18 protein-coding genes are annotated in these 18,283 nt (G+C 62.2%); 5 read left to right on the top strand and 13 right to left on the bottom strand.

Annotated elements, in window-relative coordinates; translation table 11 throughout:
- Positions 1 to 42: 42 nt before the first annotated feature.
- From recJ to P3T24_RS08770, 4 genes are all read left to right on the top strand, one after another.
- Entirely contained in the window at positions 43 to 1,749 is a 1,707-nt protein-coding gene (recJ, locus tag P3T24_RS08755; protein WP_429433836.1) for a single-stranded-DNA-specific exonuclease RecJ, read from the top strand.
- A gap of 168 nt (positions 1,750 to 1,917) precedes the next feature.
- Positions 1,918 to 3,022, top strand: a protein-coding gene (gene prfB / locus P3T24_RS08760; protein ID WP_143787488.1) for a peptide chain release factor 2 whose coding sequence is annotated in 2 segments (ribosomal slippage) — positions 1,918 to 1,998 and positions 2,000 to 3,022 — 1,104 coding nt in all. Because the reading frame shifts where the segments join, the coding sequence is not laid out codon by codon here.
- A 142-nt stretch (positions 3,023 to 3,164) separates the two neighbouring features.
- On the top strand, positions 3,165 to 4,691 hold the full coding sequence (lysS, locus tag P3T24_RS08765) for a lysine--tRNA ligase (RefSeq protein ID WP_429433838.1): 1,527 nt from the start codon (positions 3,165 to 3,167) through the stop codon (positions 4,689 to 4,691).
- Positions 4,692 to 5,056: 365 nt separating this feature from the next.
- Positions 5,057 to 5,797, top strand: a complete 741-nt coding sequence (locus P3T24_RS08770) for a glycine zipper 2TM domain-containing protein (protein WP_074264162.1) — start codon at positions 5,057 to 5,059, stop codon at positions 5,795 to 5,797.
- Positions 5,798 to 5,911: 114 nt separating this feature from the next.
- On the opposite strand, the gene iscX is transcribed toward P3T24_RS08770, so the two are convergent.
- The 12 genes from iscX to P3T24_RS08830 form a co-directional block, all read right to left on the bottom strand.
- Positions 5,912 to 6,109, bottom strand: coding sequence for a Fe-S cluster assembly protein IscX (iscX, locus tag P3T24_RS08775; RefSeq protein WP_074264161.1), 198 nt, complete (start codon positions 6,107 to 6,109; stop codon positions 5,912 to 5,914).
- A 13-nt stretch (positions 6,110 to 6,122) separates the two neighbouring features.
- On the bottom strand, positions 6,123 to 6,464 hold the full coding sequence (gene fdx / locus P3T24_RS08780) for an ISC system 2Fe-2S type ferredoxin (RefSeq protein WP_074264160.1): 342 nt from the start codon (positions 6,462 to 6,464) through the stop codon (positions 6,123 to 6,125).
- A gap of 104 nt (positions 6,465 to 6,568) precedes the next feature.
- The gene (gene hscA / locus P3T24_RS08785; RefSeq protein WP_429433841.1) at positions 6,569 to 8,440 is read right to left on the bottom strand and encodes a Fe-S protein assembly chaperone HscA; all 1,872 of its coding nucleotides are present in this window, start codon (positions 8,438 to 8,440) and stop codon (positions 6,569 to 6,571) included.
- A gap of 155 nt (positions 8,441 to 8,595) precedes the next feature.
- Positions 8,596 to 9,123 (bottom strand): Fe-S protein assembly co-chaperone HscB, encoded by a 528-nt coding sequence (gene hscB / locus P3T24_RS08790; RefSeq protein ID WP_074264158.1) that lies wholly within the window; start codon positions 9,121 to 9,123, stop codon positions 8,596 to 8,598.
- A gap of 164 nt (positions 9,124 to 9,287) precedes the next feature.
- A complete protein-coding gene (gene iscA / locus P3T24_RS08795; protein ID WP_074264157.1) occupies positions 9,288 to 9,611 on the bottom strand; it encodes an iron-sulfur cluster assembly protein IscA in 324 nt (107 codons plus the stop codon).
- 17 nt (positions 9,612 to 9,628) lie between these two features.
- Complete coding sequence (iscU, locus tag P3T24_RS08800) at positions 9,629 to 10,045, bottom strand: Fe-S cluster assembly scaffold IscU (RefSeq protein ID WP_074264156.1); 417 nt, start codon at positions 10,043 to 10,045, stop codon at positions 9,629 to 9,631.
- A gap of 73 nt (positions 10,046 to 10,118) precedes the next feature.
- A complete protein-coding gene (locus P3T24_RS08805; RefSeq protein WP_074264155.1) occupies positions 10,119 to 11,342 on the bottom strand; it encodes an IscS subfamily cysteine desulfurase in 1,224 nt (407 codons plus the stop codon).
- Positions 11,343 to 11,405: 63 nt separating this feature from the next.
- Positions 11,406 to 11,936 (bottom strand): Fe-S cluster assembly transcriptional regulator IscR, encoded by a 531-nt coding sequence (gene iscR / locus P3T24_RS08810; protein WP_074264154.1) that lies wholly within the window; start codon positions 11,934 to 11,936, stop codon positions 11,406 to 11,408.
- A 180-nt stretch (positions 11,937 to 12,116) separates the two neighbouring features.
- On the bottom strand, positions 12,117 to 12,614 hold the full coding sequence (locus tag P3T24_RS08815; RefSeq protein ID WP_074264153.1) for a low molecular weight protein-tyrosine-phosphatase: 498 nt from the start codon (positions 12,612 to 12,614) through the stop codon (positions 12,117 to 12,119).
- 121 nt (positions 12,615 to 12,735) lie between these two features.
- Positions 12,736 to 12,975 (bottom strand): hypothetical protein, encoded by a 240-nt coding sequence (locus P3T24_RS08820; protein ID WP_074266013.1) that lies wholly within the window; start codon positions 12,973 to 12,975, stop codon positions 12,736 to 12,738.
- 156 nt (positions 12,976 to 13,131) lie between these two features.
- Positions 13,132 to 14,544, bottom strand: a complete 1,413-nt coding sequence (locus P3T24_RS08825; protein WP_429433844.1) for a lactate utilization protein B — start codon at positions 14,542 to 14,544, stop codon at positions 13,132 to 13,134.
- A gap of 27 nt (positions 14,545 to 14,571) precedes the next feature.
- Complete coding sequence (locus P3T24_RS08830; protein WP_429433846.1) at positions 14,572 to 15,294, bottom strand: (Fe-S)-binding protein; 723 nt, start codon at positions 15,292 to 15,294, stop codon at positions 14,572 to 14,574.
- Positions 15,295 to 15,486: 192 nt separating this feature from the next.
- Between P3T24_RS08830 and P3T24_RS08835 the strand changes: the two genes are divergently transcribed.
- Positions 15,487 to 16,293: an IclR family transcriptional regulator gene (locus P3T24_RS08835; RefSeq protein WP_074264150.1), complete on the top strand. Its 807-nt coding sequence runs from the start codon at positions 15,487 to 15,489 to the stop codon at positions 16,291 to 16,293.
- Between the two features lie 153 nt (positions 16,294 to 16,446).
- Here the strand turns inward: P3T24_RS08835 and pbpG are convergent, their stop codons facing one another.
- A complete protein-coding gene (pbpG, locus tag P3T24_RS08840) occupies positions 16,447 to 17,625 on the bottom strand; it encodes a D-alanyl-D-alanine endopeptidase (protein ID WP_429404481.1) in 1,179 nt (392 codons plus the stop codon).
- Positions 17,626 to 18,283 lie beyond the last annotated feature (658 nt).

An 18,283-nucleotide genomic window follows, 5' to 3' on the forward strand; every position in this document is an offset into this window, starting at 1 on the left:
CACCCAGCTACCGTTCCACCGCATGTTTTCCGGCCTTTCCGCATGACTCGAATCGTTACGCGCGCCTGCTCCCCCGTCGATGCCGAAGTGTTGACCCGTCATGGCCTGCATCCGGTGCTGGCCCGTCTGTACGCGTCGCGCGGCGTCTGCCTGCCGGATGAACTCGAAACCGGCCTTGCGCGGCTGGTCGCGCCCACTCAACTGAAAGGCTGCGAAGAAGCAGCCGTGCTGCTCGCCGATTCGATCGAAGGCAAACGCCGCATGCTGGTGGTCGCCGACTACGACTGCGACGGCGCCACCGCTTGTGCCGTTGCCGTGCGCGGGCTGCGGATGTTCGGCGCAAACATCGACTATCTGGTGCCGAATCGCTTCGAATACGGCTACGGCCTGACGCCCGAAATCGTCGCGCTGGCGGCACGCAATCCATCCGGCAAGCCGGACCTGCTGATCACAGTGGATAACGGCATCGCCAGCGTCGACGGTGTGGAAGCGGCCAACGCGCTCGGCATCGACGTGCTCGTCACCGATCACCATTTGCCCGGCGACGAGTTGCCCGCCGCGCGCGCCATCGTCAATCCAAACCAGCCGGGCTGCAGCTTCCCGAGCAAATGCATCGCCGGCGTCGGCGTAATGTTCTATGTGCTGCTCGCGCTGCGCGCCGAACTGCGCAAACGCGGCACCTTCGACGACGCACGGCCCGAACCGCGTCTGGACGGCCTGCTCGATCTGGTCGCGCTCGGCACGGTGGCCGACGTCGTCAAGCTCGACGGCAACAATCGCGTGCTGGTGGCTCAAGGCCTGCAACGGATTCGCAAAGGCAAGATGCAACCGGGTGTGGCGGCGCTGTTTCGCGCCGCTGCACGCGACGCCCGTAGCGCTTCCGGCTTCGATCTGGGCTTTGCGCTCGGCCCGCGGCTGAACGCGGCGGGACGGCTCTCGGATATGTCGCTCGGAATCGAATGCCTGACCACCGACGACATCGGCCGCGCATGGGAACTCGCACAACAACTCGACTCGATCAACCGCGAGCGGCGCGAGATCGAAGCCGGCATGCAACAGCAGGCGCTCGAAGACCTGTCGTCGATCGATCCGGCCGGCTCGGCAACCATCGTGCTGTTCAACCCGAGCTGGCATCAGGGCGTCATCGGCATTGTCGCGGGGCGCATCAAGGAGAAGTTCCACCGGCCCGTCTTCACCTTCGCACCGGCTGACGAAAGCGGCGTGCTCGTCAAAGGCTCGGGCCGTTCGATCGGGGGCTTTCATCTGCGCGATGCGCTCGACCTGATCTCGAAACGCGAACCCGGTCTGATCGCCAAGTTCGGCGGTCACGCCATGGCTGCCGGCATGACGCTCGCCGCCGCCGATGTGCCGCGTTTCACGACTGCCTTCGAAGCAGTGGGCCGCGAGTGGCTCAGCGAAGACGCGCTCGCCCGTGTGGTCGAAACCGACGGTGATCTCGAAGAAGCCTATTTCACGCCGCAATTCGTCGAGATGCTCGACGCCGCAGTCTGGGGTCAGGGCTTTCCGGCACCGGTGTTTTCAGGCGAATTCGAGGTGGCGTCGCAAGCGCTGGTGAAGGACAAGCACCTGAAGCTGCAACTGCTGCGCGGCCGGCAGCGCTTCAACGCGATCTGGTTCAATCACACGGATTCGCTGCCCAACCGCACGACAATCGCCTACCGCCTCGCAAGCGATACGTGGAATGGCGTCTCGCGCGTGCAACTGATCGTCGAGCATGCAATAAGCTGAGCGGCAGTGGGTCCGCCTCGGCCTCGCGTCATCCACGCCGGGGCGCCGAAATCGCGCAAAATCCCCCGCAAAACGGCCCCAACCACCCGCCGGATCGCGTATTCGCCTCCGGCGGGCAGCCTCGATCGGCTATAATTTCCCCTTTTTACGAAGCTATAAAAGATCGACATGGAAGCGGAACGTCTCAACGCGATCGAAGCCTCTCTGGCCGACCTGCGCCATCGCGCGGGCGAGCTACGGGGGTATCTTTGACTACGACGACAAAGCACTGCGTCTAATCGAAGTCAACCGGGAACTCGAAGACCCGAACGTCTGGAACGACTCGAAGCATGCCCAGGCCCTCGGCCGGGAAAAGAAGCTGCTTGACGACGTCGTCGGCAAACTCACAGCGCTCGACAATGACCTGCGCGACGCGCAGGACCTGTTCGGCATGGCGCGCGAAGAAAATGACGAGGAAACCCTCCTCGCCTGCGAAAGCGATGCGGCCGGCCTCGAACAGCGCGTCGCCGATATGGAATTCCGCCGCATGTTCTCGAACGCGGCCGACCCGAACAACGCCTTCCTCGACATTCAGGCCGGCGCCGGCGGCACCGAAGCATGCGACTGGGCCGCGATGCTGTTACGCCAGTACCTGCGCTACTGCGAGCGCAAAGGCTTCAAGACCGAAGTGCTGGAACAGACCGACGGCGACGTCGCGGGCATCAAGAACGCCACCATCAAGATCGAAGGCGAGTACGCCTACGGGTTCCTGCGCACCGAAACCGGCGTGCACCGCCTCGTGCGCAAGTCGCCGTTCGACTCGTCGGGCGGCCGTCATACTTCGTTCTCGTCGGTGTTCGTGTACCCGGAAATCGACGATTCGATCGAAGTGGACATCAACCCGGCCGATCTGCGCATCGACACGTACCGCGCGTCCGGCGCGGGCGGTCAGCACATCAACAAGACCGACTCCGCGGTGCGGATCACGCACATGCCGTCGGGCATCGTCGTGCAGTGCCAGAACGACCGCTCGCAGCACCGTAACCGCGCCGAAGCGATGGCCATGTTGAAATCGCGTCTGTACGAAGCGGAAATCCGCAAACGTCAGGCCGAACAGGACAAGCTCGAGGCAGGCAAGACCGACGTGGGCTGGGGTCATCAGATCCGCTCGTACGTGCTGGACAACAGCCGCATCAAGGATCTGCGTACCAACGTCGAAATCAGCAATACCAAGAGCGTGCTCGATGGCGACCTCGATCCGTTCATTAGCGCCAGCCTGAAACAGGGCATCTAAAGTAAGCGCATCCGGCGCGGCGAGCTTTGCCGCGCCGCATCTTTTGACCGCCTGCTTTGGTCCGATTGCAGTCCGATTTCCGACCGTCAGGCAACCTCGTGCGGCCCACCCGCATGCAGGCCACCCCGAATACCGACCCATCATGACCGAACCGAACCAGACGAACGCTGCGCCCGAGGGGGACGAAAACAAGATCATCGCCGAGCGCCGCGAAAAGCTGCGCGAGCTGCGTGAACAGGGCGTCGCCTATCCGAACGATTTCCGCCCGACGCATCACGCGGAAGACCTGCAGACGCAATACGCCGAGACCGACAAGGAAACGCTCGAAGCGAATCCGCTTCAGGTTGCCGTGGCCGGCCGGATGATGCTGAAGCGCGTGATGGGCAAGGCGAGCTTCGCGACCGTGCGCGACGGTTCGGGTCAGATCCAGTTCTTCATCACGCCGGCTGACATCGGCCAGGAAACCTACGACGCATTCAAGAAGTGGGACATGGGCGATATCGTCGCCGCGCGTGGCGTGCTGTTCCGTACCAACAAGGGCGAGCTGTCGGTGCGTTGTACCGAACTGCGTCTGCTGTCGAAGTCGCTGCGTCCGCTGCCGGACAAGTTCCACGGCCTCGCCGATCAGGAGATGAAGTACCGTCAGCGCTATGTCGATCTGATCGTCACGCCGGAAACGCGCAAGACTTTCGTGGCGCGCACCAGGGCGATGTCGTCGATCCGCAAGTTCATGGCCGAGGCCGACTTCATGGAAGTCGAAACGCCGATGCTGCACCCGATCCCGGGCGGCGCGGCGGCCAAGCCGTTTGTGACGCACCACAACGCGCTCGATATGCAGATGTTCCTGCGCATCGCGCCGGAGCTGTATCTGAAGCGTCTGGTGGTGGGCGGCTTCGAGCGTGTGTTCGAGATCAACCGGAATTTCCGTAACGAGGGCGTGTCCGTGCGCCACAATCCGGAATTCACGATGATCGAGTTCTATGCCGCGTACACCGATTATCAGTGGCTGATGGACTTCACCGAACAATTGATCCGTCAGGCTGCGATCGATGCGCTCGGTACGGCGACGATCAGCTATCAGGGTCGCGAACTTGATCTGTCCAAGCCGTTCCATCGGCTGACGATCACGCAGGCTATCCAGAAGTACGCGCCGCAGTACACCGACGAACAACTCGCTGACGCGGAGTTCCTACGCCCCGAGCTGAAGAAGTTCGGCGTTGATGCGTCGCAGCCGCAGTTTTTGAACGCAGGCGTCGGCGCGCTGCAACTCGCGCTCTTCGAAGAGACCGCCGAATCGCAATTGTGGGAGCCGACGTACATCATCGACTACCCGATCGAAGTGTCGCCGCTCGCGCGTGCATCGGACAAGGTGGCGGGCATCACCGAGCGCTTCGAACTGTTCATCACCGGACGGGAAATCGCCAACGGCTTCTCCGAGCTGAACGATCCGGAAGACCAGGCCGCGCGCTTCAAGAAGCAGGTCGACCAGAAGGACGCCGGCGACGAAGAAGCGATGTTCTACGACGCCGACTACATCCGCGCGCTCGAATACGGTATGCCGCCGGCGGGCGGTTGTGGCATCGGCATCGACCGTCTGGTGATGCTGTTGACCGACAGCCCGAGTATCCGCGATGTGATCCTGTTCCCGCATCTGCGCCGCGAGGACTGATTGTGTCCGGTCGGCTTGATCCGACAGACAGCAGGTCCTGACTGACGCAACGCCCGGCTCTCCGCCGGGCGCTTTCATTTGAGCGGCCTGCAGGCCCGTCGGCCTATTTCCAACATCTCGGCGCGCCACCTGACAGTTTGTAACGATCGGTAAAAGGTTCCCGGCCGGAGGCGGCTCACGTCAGGATCGAAAGGTCATGTCAGCGCTTGAAATCAGGCGCCAGGCCGCCCTCTCCGCGACCCGCTTCAAACCATCTCTGCGGACGCTACAGAACTGGTTACAAATTGAAACCCCGCGCGAGTCTGTCTGTCAGACACTTAAGTCTCGAAAAAACCACTCGGACTCTGCTCAAGACGGAGGTCATCATGGACAATCCTGGCAACACACAACCACGCCGAATTCACCCGCTTGTCGCGACCGCGGCAGGCGCTGTCATCATCGCGAGCCTCGCGGCCACAGCGGCTATCACGGGTCTGTTTCCCAAAGCGTCGAGCAACGGCGCGCAGACAGATCAAACCCAGGCGGCACAGGTGACTTCGCAGCCGTCGCAGCAGGTGGTCGATTCGGCGGCTCCGGCCAATCCGAATACCTACGCGCAGCAACAGCAGCCGCAGGCCCAGCCTACGCAGGCTCAGGCACCAGCCGATGCTCAGACCCAGCAGCCCCAACCGGCTCCGGTCGCAGCGGCTCCTACGCCCGCGCAAGCGCAGTACGCACAGCAGCAACAGCAATCGGGCCAGTACGCGCAGCAACCGCCACCCCAACCCGCCTATTGCGCTAGTTGCGGGACCGTCGTAGCGATCTCAGCAGTGCGTCAGGAAGGCCATGGCACCGGCGTCGGCGCTGTGGGCGGTGCGGTGGTCGGCGGTCTGGTGGGCAATCAGTTCGGCGGCGGCGTGGGCCGCGGCGCGATGACGGTGCTGGGCGCAGTCGGCGGCGGTTTCGCGGGTAACGCGGTCGAGAAAAACATCCGCAGCACAACTGCCTACTCGGTGCATGTGCGTCTGGAGAGCGGCAAGAACCGTTACTTCACGTATCACGAGGCGCCGCCGTTCCAGCAAGGCGAGCGCGTGCATATCGAGAACGGCGCGCTCGTAGCAGGCTAAACAACGCGTCAGAAAGCGCATCAAACAAAACGGCGATTCCAGTGAAATCTGGAATCGCCGTTTTTCTTTCAGAGCCGGTTGAGATCGAGAGTCAATCCTGAACCCACAGCCCGCTCAATAATCCGCATCCTCGATCCAGGCCGTCTGGATCGCTTCCAGAATCTTCTCGTTCGAACGGTTCGGATCGTCGTCGAAGCCGTCCAGTTCGGTGACCCAGCGGTGCAGATCGGTAAACCGGATCTGCTGCGGGTCCACTTCCGGGTGCTTGTCGGTGAGGGCCATCGCGATGTCTTGCGTGTCGGTCCACTTCATGGCTGCGCTCCTGTTAGTGATTTTCCTTCGCGTGGTTGATCGAGTAACGCGGGATTTCAACGACCAGATCCTGGTCGACCGGCACCATCGCCTGGCACGACAGACGCGACTCCGGCTCGAGGCCCCAGGCCTTGTCGAGCAGATCGTCCTCGTCTTCCTCCGACGGCGTGAGCGCATTGAAGCCTTCGCGCACGAGCACATGGCAGGTCGTGCAGGCACACGATTTCTCGCAGGCGTGCTCGATTTCAATGCCGTGTTCCAGCAGATTGTCGCAGATGCTCTTGCCCGGCACAGCATCGATCACCGCGCCTTCCGGACACAGTTCGACATGGGGCAGCACAACGATTTGAGGCATACGATTTCCGTTTAGTCTGGGGCACGACAGCCGGCGAGCCGGCTGCGTGCCATTTTACTGGTGACGCGCACCTTTGTTGACGCGCGTCACGTGATTCGTCGAGTTCAGATGTCGTCGAGCTTGCGGCCCGCCAGCGCGCGGCGGATGCCCTTGTTCATGCGGCGGGCGGCGAATTCGTCGGTACCTTCGGCCACTGTCTTGGTCGCCGCTTCGATCGCGTCCACGTCACCGCTTTGCGCCACGTTGCGCAAAGCGGTGAGCAGGCCGTCGAGTTCGGCGCGCTCGGCTTCGTCGAGCAGGTCGGCATCAGCAGCCAGCGCCGCATCCGTCGCTTCGACCAGGCGTTGCGCTTCCACTTGCGCCTCACGCAGCGCGCGGGCTCGCATATCGACTTCGGCGGTACTGAAGCTGTCTTCGAGCATTTTGGCGATGTCGTCGTCGGCGAGGCCGTATGAAGGCTTCACCACCACCGACGCTTCCACGCCCGACAACTGCTCACGCGCAAACACCGACAGCAGGCCATCGGCATCGACCTGATAGGTCACACGAATGCGCGCTGCGCCGGCCGCCATCGGCGGAATGCCGCGCAGTTCGAAGCGCGCAAGCGAGCGGCAATCCGCTACCAGTTCGCGTTCGCCCTGCACGACGTGGATCGCCATCGCCGTCTGGCCGTCCTTGAAAGTCGTGAAATCCTGCGCGCGCGCGACCGGAATGGTCGAATTGCGCGGAATGATCTTCTCGGTCAGTCCGCCCATCGTCTCGACGCCAAGCGACAGCGGGATGACGTCGAGCAGCAGCCAATCGTCGCCGTCGGCGCTGCGGTTGCCGGCCAGCAAATCGGCCTGGATCGCCGCGCCGAGCGCGACCACTTCGTCCGGGTTGAGATTGGTCAGCGGCGGCTGGCCGAAGAACGCTTCGACCGCGCGGAGGATCACCGGCATGCGGGTCGCACCACCCACCAGCACCACGCCCTTGATTTCCTTGGTGGTGACCTTGGCGTCGCGCAGTGCTTTCTTGGTCGAACCGAGCGTGCGCTGCACCAGCGCCTGCGTGATAGCTTCGAAAGCAGCCTCGTCGATCGTCAGATCGAGCTGGGTGCCGTTGGAGAGCGTCGCCTTCAGCGTTGATAGCGGTGCGTCCGACAACGCCTCCTTGGCCACACGTACGTTGTCCAGCAGCATGCGCACGTCTTCGGCAGCGAGCGTCTGCGGTGCGATGCCGGCCTGCTCGAGCACATGACGGTACAGCGCGTGATCGAAATCGTCGCCGCCGAGCGCGGAGTCGCCGCCCGCTGCGAGCACTTCGAAAACGCCTTTAGTGAGCTTGAGGATCGACAGATCGAACGTGCCGCCGCCGAGGTCGTACACGGCGTAGAGGCCTTCGGAGCCGTTGTCGAGGCCGTAGGCAATCGCCGCTGCAGTCGGCTCGTTGAGCAGGCGCAGAACATTGAGACCGGCCAGACGCGCGGCGTCCTTGGTGGCCTGCCGCTGCGCTTCGTCGAAATACGCCGGCACGGTGATGACGGCGCCGACCAGATCGTCGCCGAGCGAGTCTTCCGCGCGCTGCCGCAGCGTCGCGAGAATTTCCGCCGACACTTCGACCGGGCTCTTCACGCCATCGACGGTGCGGATCTGCACCATGCCCGGCGCGTCCACAAAATCGTACGGCGCATTCTCGGCGCCTTCGACCTCGCTCTTGCCGCGGCCCATGAAGCGTTTGACCGAGACGATCGTGTTACGCGGATCACTCGCTGCTTCCGCCTTGGCGGTACGGCCGATGCGGCGGCCGCCCTTCTCCAGATAACGCACCACCGACGGCAGCAGCACATGGCCGTCCTCGTCGGGCAGAACGTCGGGAACGCCACTACGCACTGCAGCGACAAGGGAGTTGGTGGTGCCAAGATCGATACCGACCGCGAGGCGCCGCTGATGCGGCGCGGGCGCCATGCCGGGTTCGGAGATTTGCAGTAAAGCCATCTGAGATCTTCTTCGGGGAACGTTAGGCCCCGTCCTGAATGGTTCGCGTTGCTGGGTTGAACGCCACGGCTGGTTGTCGTGGCGTCCCGTTTGCATCCGGCCTGTTTCCAATCGCGTCCGCTTACGTGCGTTTGCGCTGATCTGCTTCGTTCGCTTCAGTTGTCGAGCCGTTCGATCTGCGTGCCGATTTCCGCCGCCACGCGTTCGATGAACATCAACTGCCGCACCGCCTCGCCCGCCGCCTGATCCGCGCCGCTGTCGAGCAGTGCACCGAGTTTCGTGAAGCGCACCCGCTCTTCGTCGCGCAACTCGGTGAGCAAGGCGTCAAGTGCGTCGACATTCTTCGCCGCCGCAGCATCCTCGATACCTTCACGCCATTCCATCTGCTGCATCAGGAATGCCGGCTCCATCGCCGTATTATTCTCCGCGCCGACATCGATGCCGCGCAGCGACAACAGATACGTGGCGCGCTTCAACGGATCGCGCAGGGTCTGATACGCCTCGTTCGTGCGCGTCGCCCATTGCATCGCGATGCGCTTTTGCGCGTCGCCAGCAGCGGCAAAACGGTCGGGGTGAACCTGCGACTGCACCGTACGGTACGCATGATCGAGCGCACTGGCGTCGAGCGCGTATTGGGCCGGCAGGTCGAACAGGTCGAAGTGGCTGTCGTTCAGCGAGGCCATCGAATGATGTGATCCGTTCAAAAAGCGCACCTGAGTTTCAGGCATCAAGTGCAACGTAAGGTGCAACCAGGCACACAAAGCACAACGCAAGGTACAACGACGTGCGACAAATTAAAAAGGCGGCCCGCGCCGCCTTTTTTCCGCTTCACGCGGACTGAACCTGCTCAGACGCGGAACGATTCGCCGCAGCCGCACTCGTCCTTGACGTTCGGGTTGTTGAACTTGAAGCCTTCGTTCAGCCCTTCGCGTGCAAAGTCGAGTTCCGTGCCGTCGATGTAAGCCAGGCTCTTCGGATCGACGATGATCTTCACGCCGTTGCACTCGAATACCTGATCTTCCGGCGCGAGTTCGTCCACATACTCGAGCTTGTAGGCGAGGCCTGAGCATCCGGTCGTGCGCACGCCCAGCCGTAACCCGACACCCTTGCCACGCCGGGTCAGGAATTTCTGGACGTGATTTGCTGCCTTCTCGGTCAACGTAATTGCCATAGCGTTTCTCAACGGCCTTAAGCAGCCTGGTGCTTTTCGCCCGCTTCCGCGGTTTCGCCATGACGTTGCTTGTAGTCAGCCACGGCTGCCTTGATTGCGTCTTCCGCGAGGATCGAGCAGTGGATCTTGACCGGCGGCAACGCCAGTTCTTCGGCGATGTGGGTGTTCTTGATTTCCATGGCCTGATCGAGCGTCTTGCCCTTCACCCATTCAGTGACGAGCGAGCTCGACGCGATGGCCGAACCGCAGCCGTACGTCTTGAACTTCGCGTCTTCGATGATGCCGTCCGCGCCCACGCGGATCTGCAGCTTCATCACGTCGCCGCAGGCCGGCGCGCCGACCATGCCGGTACCGACTGCATCGTCGTCCTTGGCGAAGGAACCGACGTTGCGCGGATTTTCGTAATGGTCCAGAACCTTGTCGCTATAAGCCATGATTACACTCCTTGATTCGTTTCAACCTGCATTCGGTGCGATGTTTCGTGCAGCGTAGCGTCGCAATCAAACCTCAGTGCGCCGCCCACTGGATCGTCGAAATATCGATCCCGTCCTTGTACATTTCCCACAGCGGCGACAGATCGCGCAGCTTCGAAATCTTGGTCTTCAGCAGGTTGATGACGTAATCGACGTCCTGCTCCGTCGTGAAGCGGCCCACCGTAAAGCGGATCGAGCTGTGCGCCAGTTCGTCGTTGCGGCCAAGCGCGCGCAACACATACGACGGCTCGAGCGACGCCGACGTGCACGCCGAACCCGACGACACCGCCACGTCCTTCACCGCCATGATCAGCGATTCACCTTCGACGAAGTTGAAGCTGATGTTCAGGTTGTGCGGCACACGCTTTTCCATGTCGCCGTTCACGTAGGTTTCTTCCATGTCTTGCAGACCGCGCAGCAGACGGTCGCGCAGCATGCGAATGCGCTCGTTTTCCGTTGCCATTTCTTCGCGGGCAAGACGGAACGCTTCGCCCATGCCGACGATCTGGTGCGTCGCCAGCGTGCCCGAACGCATACCGCGCTCGTGACCGCCACCGTGCATCTGCGCTTCGATACGGATACGCGGCTTGCGACGCACATACAGCGCGCCGATGCCCTTCGGACCATACGTCTTGTGTGCCGAGAACGACATCAGATCGACCTTCAGCTTTTGCAGGTCGATCGTGATCTTGCCGGTGGCCTGAGCGGCGTCGACGTGGAAAATGATGCCCTTTTCACGGGTGATCTCACCGATCGCCTCGATGTCCTGAATCACGCCGATCTCGTTGTTGACCGACATGACCGAGACCAGAATCGTATCGGGGCGCAGCGCAGCCTTGAACACGTCGAGGTCGATCAGACCGTCGTCCTTCACGTCCAGATACGTGACTTCGAAGCCTTCGCGCTCGAGCTCGCGGCAGGTGTCGAGCACGGCCTTGTGCTCGGTCTTCACCGTGATGATGTGCTTGCCCTTGCTCTTGTAGAAGTGCGCGGCACCCTTGATGGCCAGGTTGTCCGACTCCGTGGCACCCGAGGTCCAGATAATTTCGCGCGGATCGGCATTCACCAGCGCCGCGACGTTCTCGCGCGCTTCCTCGACCGCACGTTCCGCGTCCCAGCCGTACGAGTGGCTACGCGATGCAGGGTTGCCGAACTGCTCACGCAGATACGGAATCATCTTGTCCACCACGCGCGGGTCGACCGGAGTCGTGGCGCTGTAGTCCATGTAAATGGGCAGGTGGGGAATGTCGTTGTTCATGAATCGCTCCGGGGACATCATTGCTCTGGCTTCTGGGTTCCGAGTTCGCTGGCTTCGCGGGGTCTAGGAACCGGCCATGTTAAAAACGGAATTCGGTCCGCGTGGCGCGACCCGGGCGGGTTCGACCGCCGGCGCCTCGCTGCGGCGGTCGCGCAGCACGGCGGGCGCGCCTTCGCGCGAGCGCTGCTGATCGACCAGATCCTTTAGCGATACCGAATCGAGGTACTCGACCATTTTCTGGTTCAGCGTGGACCACAGTTCGTGCGTCATGCAGTGGCCGTCGTGCTGCTTGGTGCCTTCGCAGGTGCCTTTGCCGCCGCATTGGGTGGCATCGAGCGGTTCGTCGACAGCAATGATGATGTCTGCGACGGTCACGTTCTCGGCGCGGCGGGCCAGATTGTAGCCACCGCCGGGCCCGCGCACCGACTCCACGATCTCGTGGCGGCGCAGCTTGCCGAACAACTGCTCAAGGTAGGACAGGGAAATATGCTGGCGCTGGCTGATACCCGCAAGCGTCACCGGGCCCTGCTCCTGGCGCAGTGCCAGGTCAATCATCGCCGTGACGGCGAAACGGCCTTTCGTGGTGAGTCTCATGATGTTGGGGATCGCAATTCTCGACAAGTTTGCTCAAGTATAAATACATGAGCAAATTAGTCAAGTATCCCTATCGCGATTTGGGTCATTTGCTTAATTGAGGCGGCGCGCCTGAAAAGCCTGCAGACAGGCCCTGAAGCCAGCCACCACGAACACCTTGAGCACTAAAGCGCAACGCCCTCAAGGCACCAGTTGCGGATGCAATGCTGCGATCAGACCCCGGCAAGCCGCCTCGCACTGATCGAGGACCTGCTCGAAGCCTTCGTCGCCGCCAAAATAGGGATCGGTCACTTCCCGCTCCCCCGCCCACCGGCTGTCGGCCTCGGGGACAAACTCCATCAGCAGACGGATCTTGTCGCGCTGGGCCGGCGGGCAGATCCGGCGCAACGCGGCGACGTTGGCGTCGTCCATTGCGACCAGCAGATCGAAACGCTCGAAATCCGCCGCACCGATCTGCCGGCCGCGCAGCCCGGACAGGTCGTAGCCGCGCTGGGCGGCGGCACGCTGCGCCCGCTCGTCAGGCGCCGCGCCGATGTGCCAGTCGCCGGTACCGGCCGAATCGATCGCAATGCGTTCTTGCAGCTTCGCTTCACCCACCTGATGCCGCATCACCCCTTCCGCGGTCGGAGAACGACAGATGTTCCCGAGGCAGACAAAACAGATGGAGATGGTTTTCATCAAGGCTCTGGATGCAGTGCATCCGGATAGGGTTAGGCAACAGTGCCGCGATTATACAAAGGTGCTGAAAATCTCGCCGCGCAGGCGCACCGGCGCCTTATCCGCGCCACGCGCCTGGTGTTCAGGACGCTTCCGAAGCCTGCACTGAGGTGACCGCCCGCATGGGCTTGACCGGCGCGGCACTATCGTCGCCGACCAAACCATACGAAACGGTTCGCGCCAGCTCCGCAGTGAGCTGCGATGCGCCGAGCGGCGACTGCGAGACCGGGGAAGCGCTCTCGCTGCTGACATACATATAGGCTGCCGCTGCGAACGGCACAAACACGGCCAATGGCCAGTACATCGATATTGTCTTTTTCATGATGTCGTTCTCTTCCGATTGGGGCATCCGGAGCTTGTGGCCCACTATGCCCAGTCGAAATCATATAGAACTAATCAATTGGTATAAACCCACCCCGGTGAGATAGAGCGTTGCTCTGGAGATAACAGTGCCAGTCCGCGACGCGGGCCGCGCCCTTCAGCCGAGGTGACTGCGCTGCGCGGCGTAAAGCTCGCGGAACGTACGCCCGACCGGCGCCGGCATGTCTCGGGTGTTGGTCCAGCCGGCCGCGAGCGGCAGCCGGCTGATGGCGCGCCGACGCCCGCCCATCATCTCCAGAACGCGCACCGCCAGCTTGGTGAACAACGCATACGCATCCGGATGCAGCGCGAGGAAACCCCACACGGCCAGCCCCGCACGCTCGCGCCACGGTCGCAGGTGCCGCTCCACCTGCTTCTCGCGCAGCTTGCGCAGCAGGCCCGAGAGGGGAATGCCGACCGGACAGACGCTATCGCATTCGCCGCACAGCGTGGCGGCCTGTGGCAGATCGAGCGCGTTGTCGATACCGATGTAGCTCGGTGTCAGCACCGATCCCATCGGCCCCGGATAGACCCAGCCGTAAGCGTGGCCACCGATCTTCTGATAAACCGGGCAGTGGTTCATACAAGCGCCGCAGCGGATACAGCGCAGCATCTCCTGGAAGTCGCCGCCGATCAGCCCGGTGCGCCCGCCATCGACCAGCACCACATACATATGCTCCGGCCCATCCTGATCGCCCGGCCCGCGCGGCCCGGTCAGCACCGAAAAGTAGTTCGAGGTCGACTGGCCGGTCGCCGAGCGCGGCAGCAGGCGCATCGCGGTCGCGAGATCTTCGAGCGTCGGCAGCACTTTCTCGATCCCCGTCACCGCCACGTGCACGCGCGGCATCACGGTGCACATGCCCTCGTTGCCTTCGTTCGTCACGAGCGCGACTGAACCGGTCTGCGCTACCAGAAAATTGCCGCCGGTCACGCCCATATCAGCCGTCATGAAATGTGGGCGCAGCACCTCACGCGCCTCGCGGGTCATCTCGGTGATTTCGGTCAGGCGCGGCCGCTGGTGGGTTTTGGCAAACAGATCGGCAATCTCGTCCTTATCCTTATGGACGACCGGCGCGATGATATGGCTCGGCGCCTCGTTGTCGTTGATCTGCAGGATATATTCGCCGAGATCGGTCTCGATCGACTGCACGCCCATCTGGCCGAGCACTTCGTTCAGACGCATTTCCTCGGTAACCATCGACTTGGTCTTGATCACTTTCCTGACGTCGTGCCGGCGCGCGATGTCCGCGACGAGCTGGGCCGCTTCCCGCGTGGTCTCCGCAAACAGCACCGTGACGCCGCGCCGGGTCGCCTCGCGCTCGAAGGTCTCGAGCCAGACGTCGAGGTTTTCCAGTGCGCGGTTGCGGCGCTCCTTGAGCGCGGCGCGCGTCGCCGCGAAGTCGATCGTCGTAATCGCGGCGGCCCGGGCCGAAACGAACTTCGTCGACAGCTTGGTGAGGTTCTGCTGCAGACGCTGATCGGCGAGCTTCTCGCCTGCGCGCGCCTTGAACTGCATCGTTTGAACTTGCATGGCGGCCTTGGGGATTGGCTTGAGGACTTAAGCGTCGCCGGCGAGCACCTGCGCGATATGCAGCACGCGCGTGGTGGTGTCGCCCTTGCGGCGCAAACGGCCTTCTATATTGAGCATGCAGCCGAGGTCGCCCAGCACTACCGTGCCCGCGCCGCTCGCGCCGATATTCGCGCATTTCTCATCGACGATCGCCGTCGAGATATCGCCATACTTGACCGCGAACGTGCCACCGAAGCCGCAGCAGTGCTCGCAATCCTTCATCTCGGTGACGGCCACGCCAGCCTGCGCCAGCAACGTGCGCGGCTGCGACTTGACGCCCAGTTCGCGCAAGCCCGAGCAGGAATCGTGATACGTCACCGGCCCCGCGAACTCGCCCGGCGGCAACTGCACCTTGGCGACGTTGACGAGGAAATCGGTCAGCTCATATACCTTTGGACGCAGGCGGCCGAAGCGGATCATCATTTCCGGATCGTCGCCGAACAGGTCGCCGTAGTGCACGCGGATCATGCCGCCGCACGAACCGGACGGCACCACGATGTAATCGAACTGCTCGAATTCCCGCAGCGTTTTCTGGGCCAGATCGCGCGCCAGACGGCGATCGCCGGAATTGTAGGCGGGCTGCCCGCAGCAGGTTTGCGCCGGCGGCACCATCACCTCGAAGCCAGCGCCCTCGATCAGCTTGATCACCGAGAAACCGATCTCGGGACGCATCAGGTCAATCAGACAGGTGACGAACAAACCGACTCGCATAGGCGCTCCTTCGGGAAAACGTCCCTGATTATCCGCTGTTTATCGAGCAATACCAACGCCAAAACCGGTCAACGCGCCAGACGGTGAACAGTCGCCGCAGATTCGAAGGCAGCCTCGAACGGCGTTCGCTTTTTTCACAATACGATATACAATCAATTCTCCGCTGTTTGACGCGTCAACCGATTTCTCCCCATGAGCGATACGAACCCGGATCCCAAGACTTCGATCCAGGTGATCGAGCGCATGATGCGCCTGCTGGATGCCCTGGCTGCGCATACCGACCCGGTCAGCCTGAAGGAACTCGCGCTAGGCACCGAGCTGCACCCCTCCACGGCGCACCGCATCCTTAACGACATGGTGACGTGCCGTCTCGTCGACCGTTCGGATCCGGGCACCTACCGGCTCGGCATGCGCCTGCTGGAACTGGGCAATCTGGTGAAGGCGCGCCTGTCGGTGCGCGATGCTGCGTTGACGCCAATGCGCGAACTGCACCGCCTGACCGGCCAAACGGTGAATCTCTCGGTGCGTCAGGGCGATGAGATCGTCTATATCGAGCGCGCCTATTCCGAGCGTTCCGGCATGCAGGTCGTACGTGCCATTGGCGGGCGGGCGCCGCTGCATCTGACATCGGTCGGCAAGCTGTTCCTCGCCGCGGACGAATCCACACGTGTGCGCGCGTACGCGACACGCACGGGCCTTTCGGGGCACACCCAGAACAGCATTACCGACCTCGGCAAACTCGAACGCGAACTGTTGCACGTGCGCCAGCACGCCTGCGCGCGCGATAACGAGGAACTGGAACTCGGCGTGCGCTGCATCGCAGCGGGTATCTATGACGACACCGGCAAGCTGGTCGCCGGCCTGTCGCTGTCGGCGCCGGCCGATCGCCTGCAAGACTCGTGGCTGGGGCAGTTGAGCAAGACTGCACTGGTGATCTCCGCCTCGCTCGGCTATCAGCCCGAAACGCCGCCCGCCAGCGCGCATCATCAGCATGCCTGATTAAACAGAGCGTGTAGCCTGGTGGCTGCGAATGGATGCGCCATATGCAAAAAGCCCCGCAAATGCGGGGCTTTTTGTTTGCGCTGCTGATTGCCTTAGGCCGAAACCAGGTGCCACGTCGAGGCGGCAACCCTCATACGCGGCTCCTGGCTTTCAGGTACCCGCGCCGCCAGCGTCGGCACTGGTGATGTGCTGCTCGCCACCGTTGTCGAGCCAGTTACGCAGACGCGTCGCATCGGCAAAGCGCGTGTACTTGCCCGACGAATCGAGCAACACCACGATCATCGGACGGCCGTGAATGGTCGTCTGCATCACCATGCACTCACCCGCTTCGTTGATGAAACCGGTCTTCTGCAGACCGATATCCCACGTCGGGTTGCGCACCAGCGCGTTCGTGCTGTTATAGGCGATCGAACGCTTGCCCGTGTAGACCTCGTAGCTACGATCCGTCGAGAACTCGCGGATCATCGGATACTGATAAGCCGCGTTGACCATCTTGACCAGGTCGCGCGCGCTCGACACGTTCTCGCTCGTCAGACCCGATGGGCTTTCGAAGTGCGTATCCGTCATGCCGAGTTGCTTGGCCTTCGCATTCATCGCCGCGATAAAGGCCGGACGGCCGCCCGGGAAGTAACGCGACAGCGCTGCGGCCGCGCGGTTTTCCGAAGCCATCAGCGCAATGTGCAGCATGTCTTCACGCGAAAGCACCGAACCGACCGCGAGACGCGAACCGGTGTTCTTGATGTAGTCGCGGTCTTCGTCCGTGACTTCGATCTGCTCGGTCAGCGGGGCCTTCGAATCCAGCACCACCATGGACGTCATCAGCTTGGTGATCGAGGCGATCGGCACCACGGCGCGCGAGTTCTTGTCGAACAGCGACTCGCCGGTGTTTTGATCGACCACATACGCGACGCTCGAGCGCAAGGCCAGTGCATCAGGCGTGTCGTGCAGGCCGAACGCCTGGCCGACCGTCGGCTGACGCGGTTCGAACGCAACCTGACGGACCACCGAGCGGCGGCGGCCGTTCATCGTGTACGAAACACGGTGCCGGCGGCTTTCGACGCGCGGTGCGTCGTCGTCCGCTGCCGCGACCTTCGCGGCTTTGGAAGACTTCGCGGCGACAGCGGAACCCTTGCGGGCCGATTTCGCGGTTTTGAGGGTTTTCTTGCCGGATTTGGCAGGGGCGGTAGCGGCCTTGGCCGCTGTAGCCGCGAAAGCGTCGACAGGCGCAGCAAACGCGGCTGCGATGACCACCGAGGCGGCCACCGACATAGCGGTGCTGATGGCCACGCCATGGATCACTTTTAGCGACGAAAACATGTCGGTTTTCATTGGTGTTCTGTCAGGGGCGGCTGGAGTTTTACGCAAGTGTAGTAAAACCACGAAAAATTAGCAATATTAAGCACTTATCGGCGCTCCTTAAACCGGCTTGTAAGATCCGATTGCAGAGAAGCTATAAGCTTTGCGCACTCAATCGAAAAAAACGATCAAATCCGCGGATGTTTGTCGGGGCCGTTACGTGCCCATTTCGGGCAATGCTCACAGCATAACGGCAATTTAAAGACAACCTTGATCAGGGGAACTACGGTCGCTTCGCGTGGCTGCAAAACGCCGCTGGCCAGTGCCCCGTGGGCGTTCCCCAAGGCACCCGCCAATGTGCCGACCAGCAGGAAGTTAAGCATCTGCTGCGTATCGATCCATCGCGCATTCGACCGGGATGGTGGATTAACGTTCCGTGACAGATTCCGGTTTACATCGAATGTTGTTTTCTCACCTCTTGCCCAAAAAAGTTTGCTCCGCCCTACCCTGCGAAGGATCGCCGCAAAAGCGTCCCTTTGGCCGTTCTGGCGGCAAAAACCTTCGTGCTAAAACGCACCAGCACTGTGCAGCAGCCGATCCGGCATGCTCCCGGCATATGTCATATGTGCTCCATAACGCATTGTTTTGTCGAGATATTCTCGATATTGTGCGACGCACAAAAAGAGCTTGA

This window comes from Paraburkholderia sp. GAS33 (assembly GCF_050436645.1).
GTDB lineage: Bacteria > Pseudomonadota > Gammaproteobacteria > Burkholderiales > Burkholderiaceae > Paraburkholderia > Paraburkholderia phenazinium_B.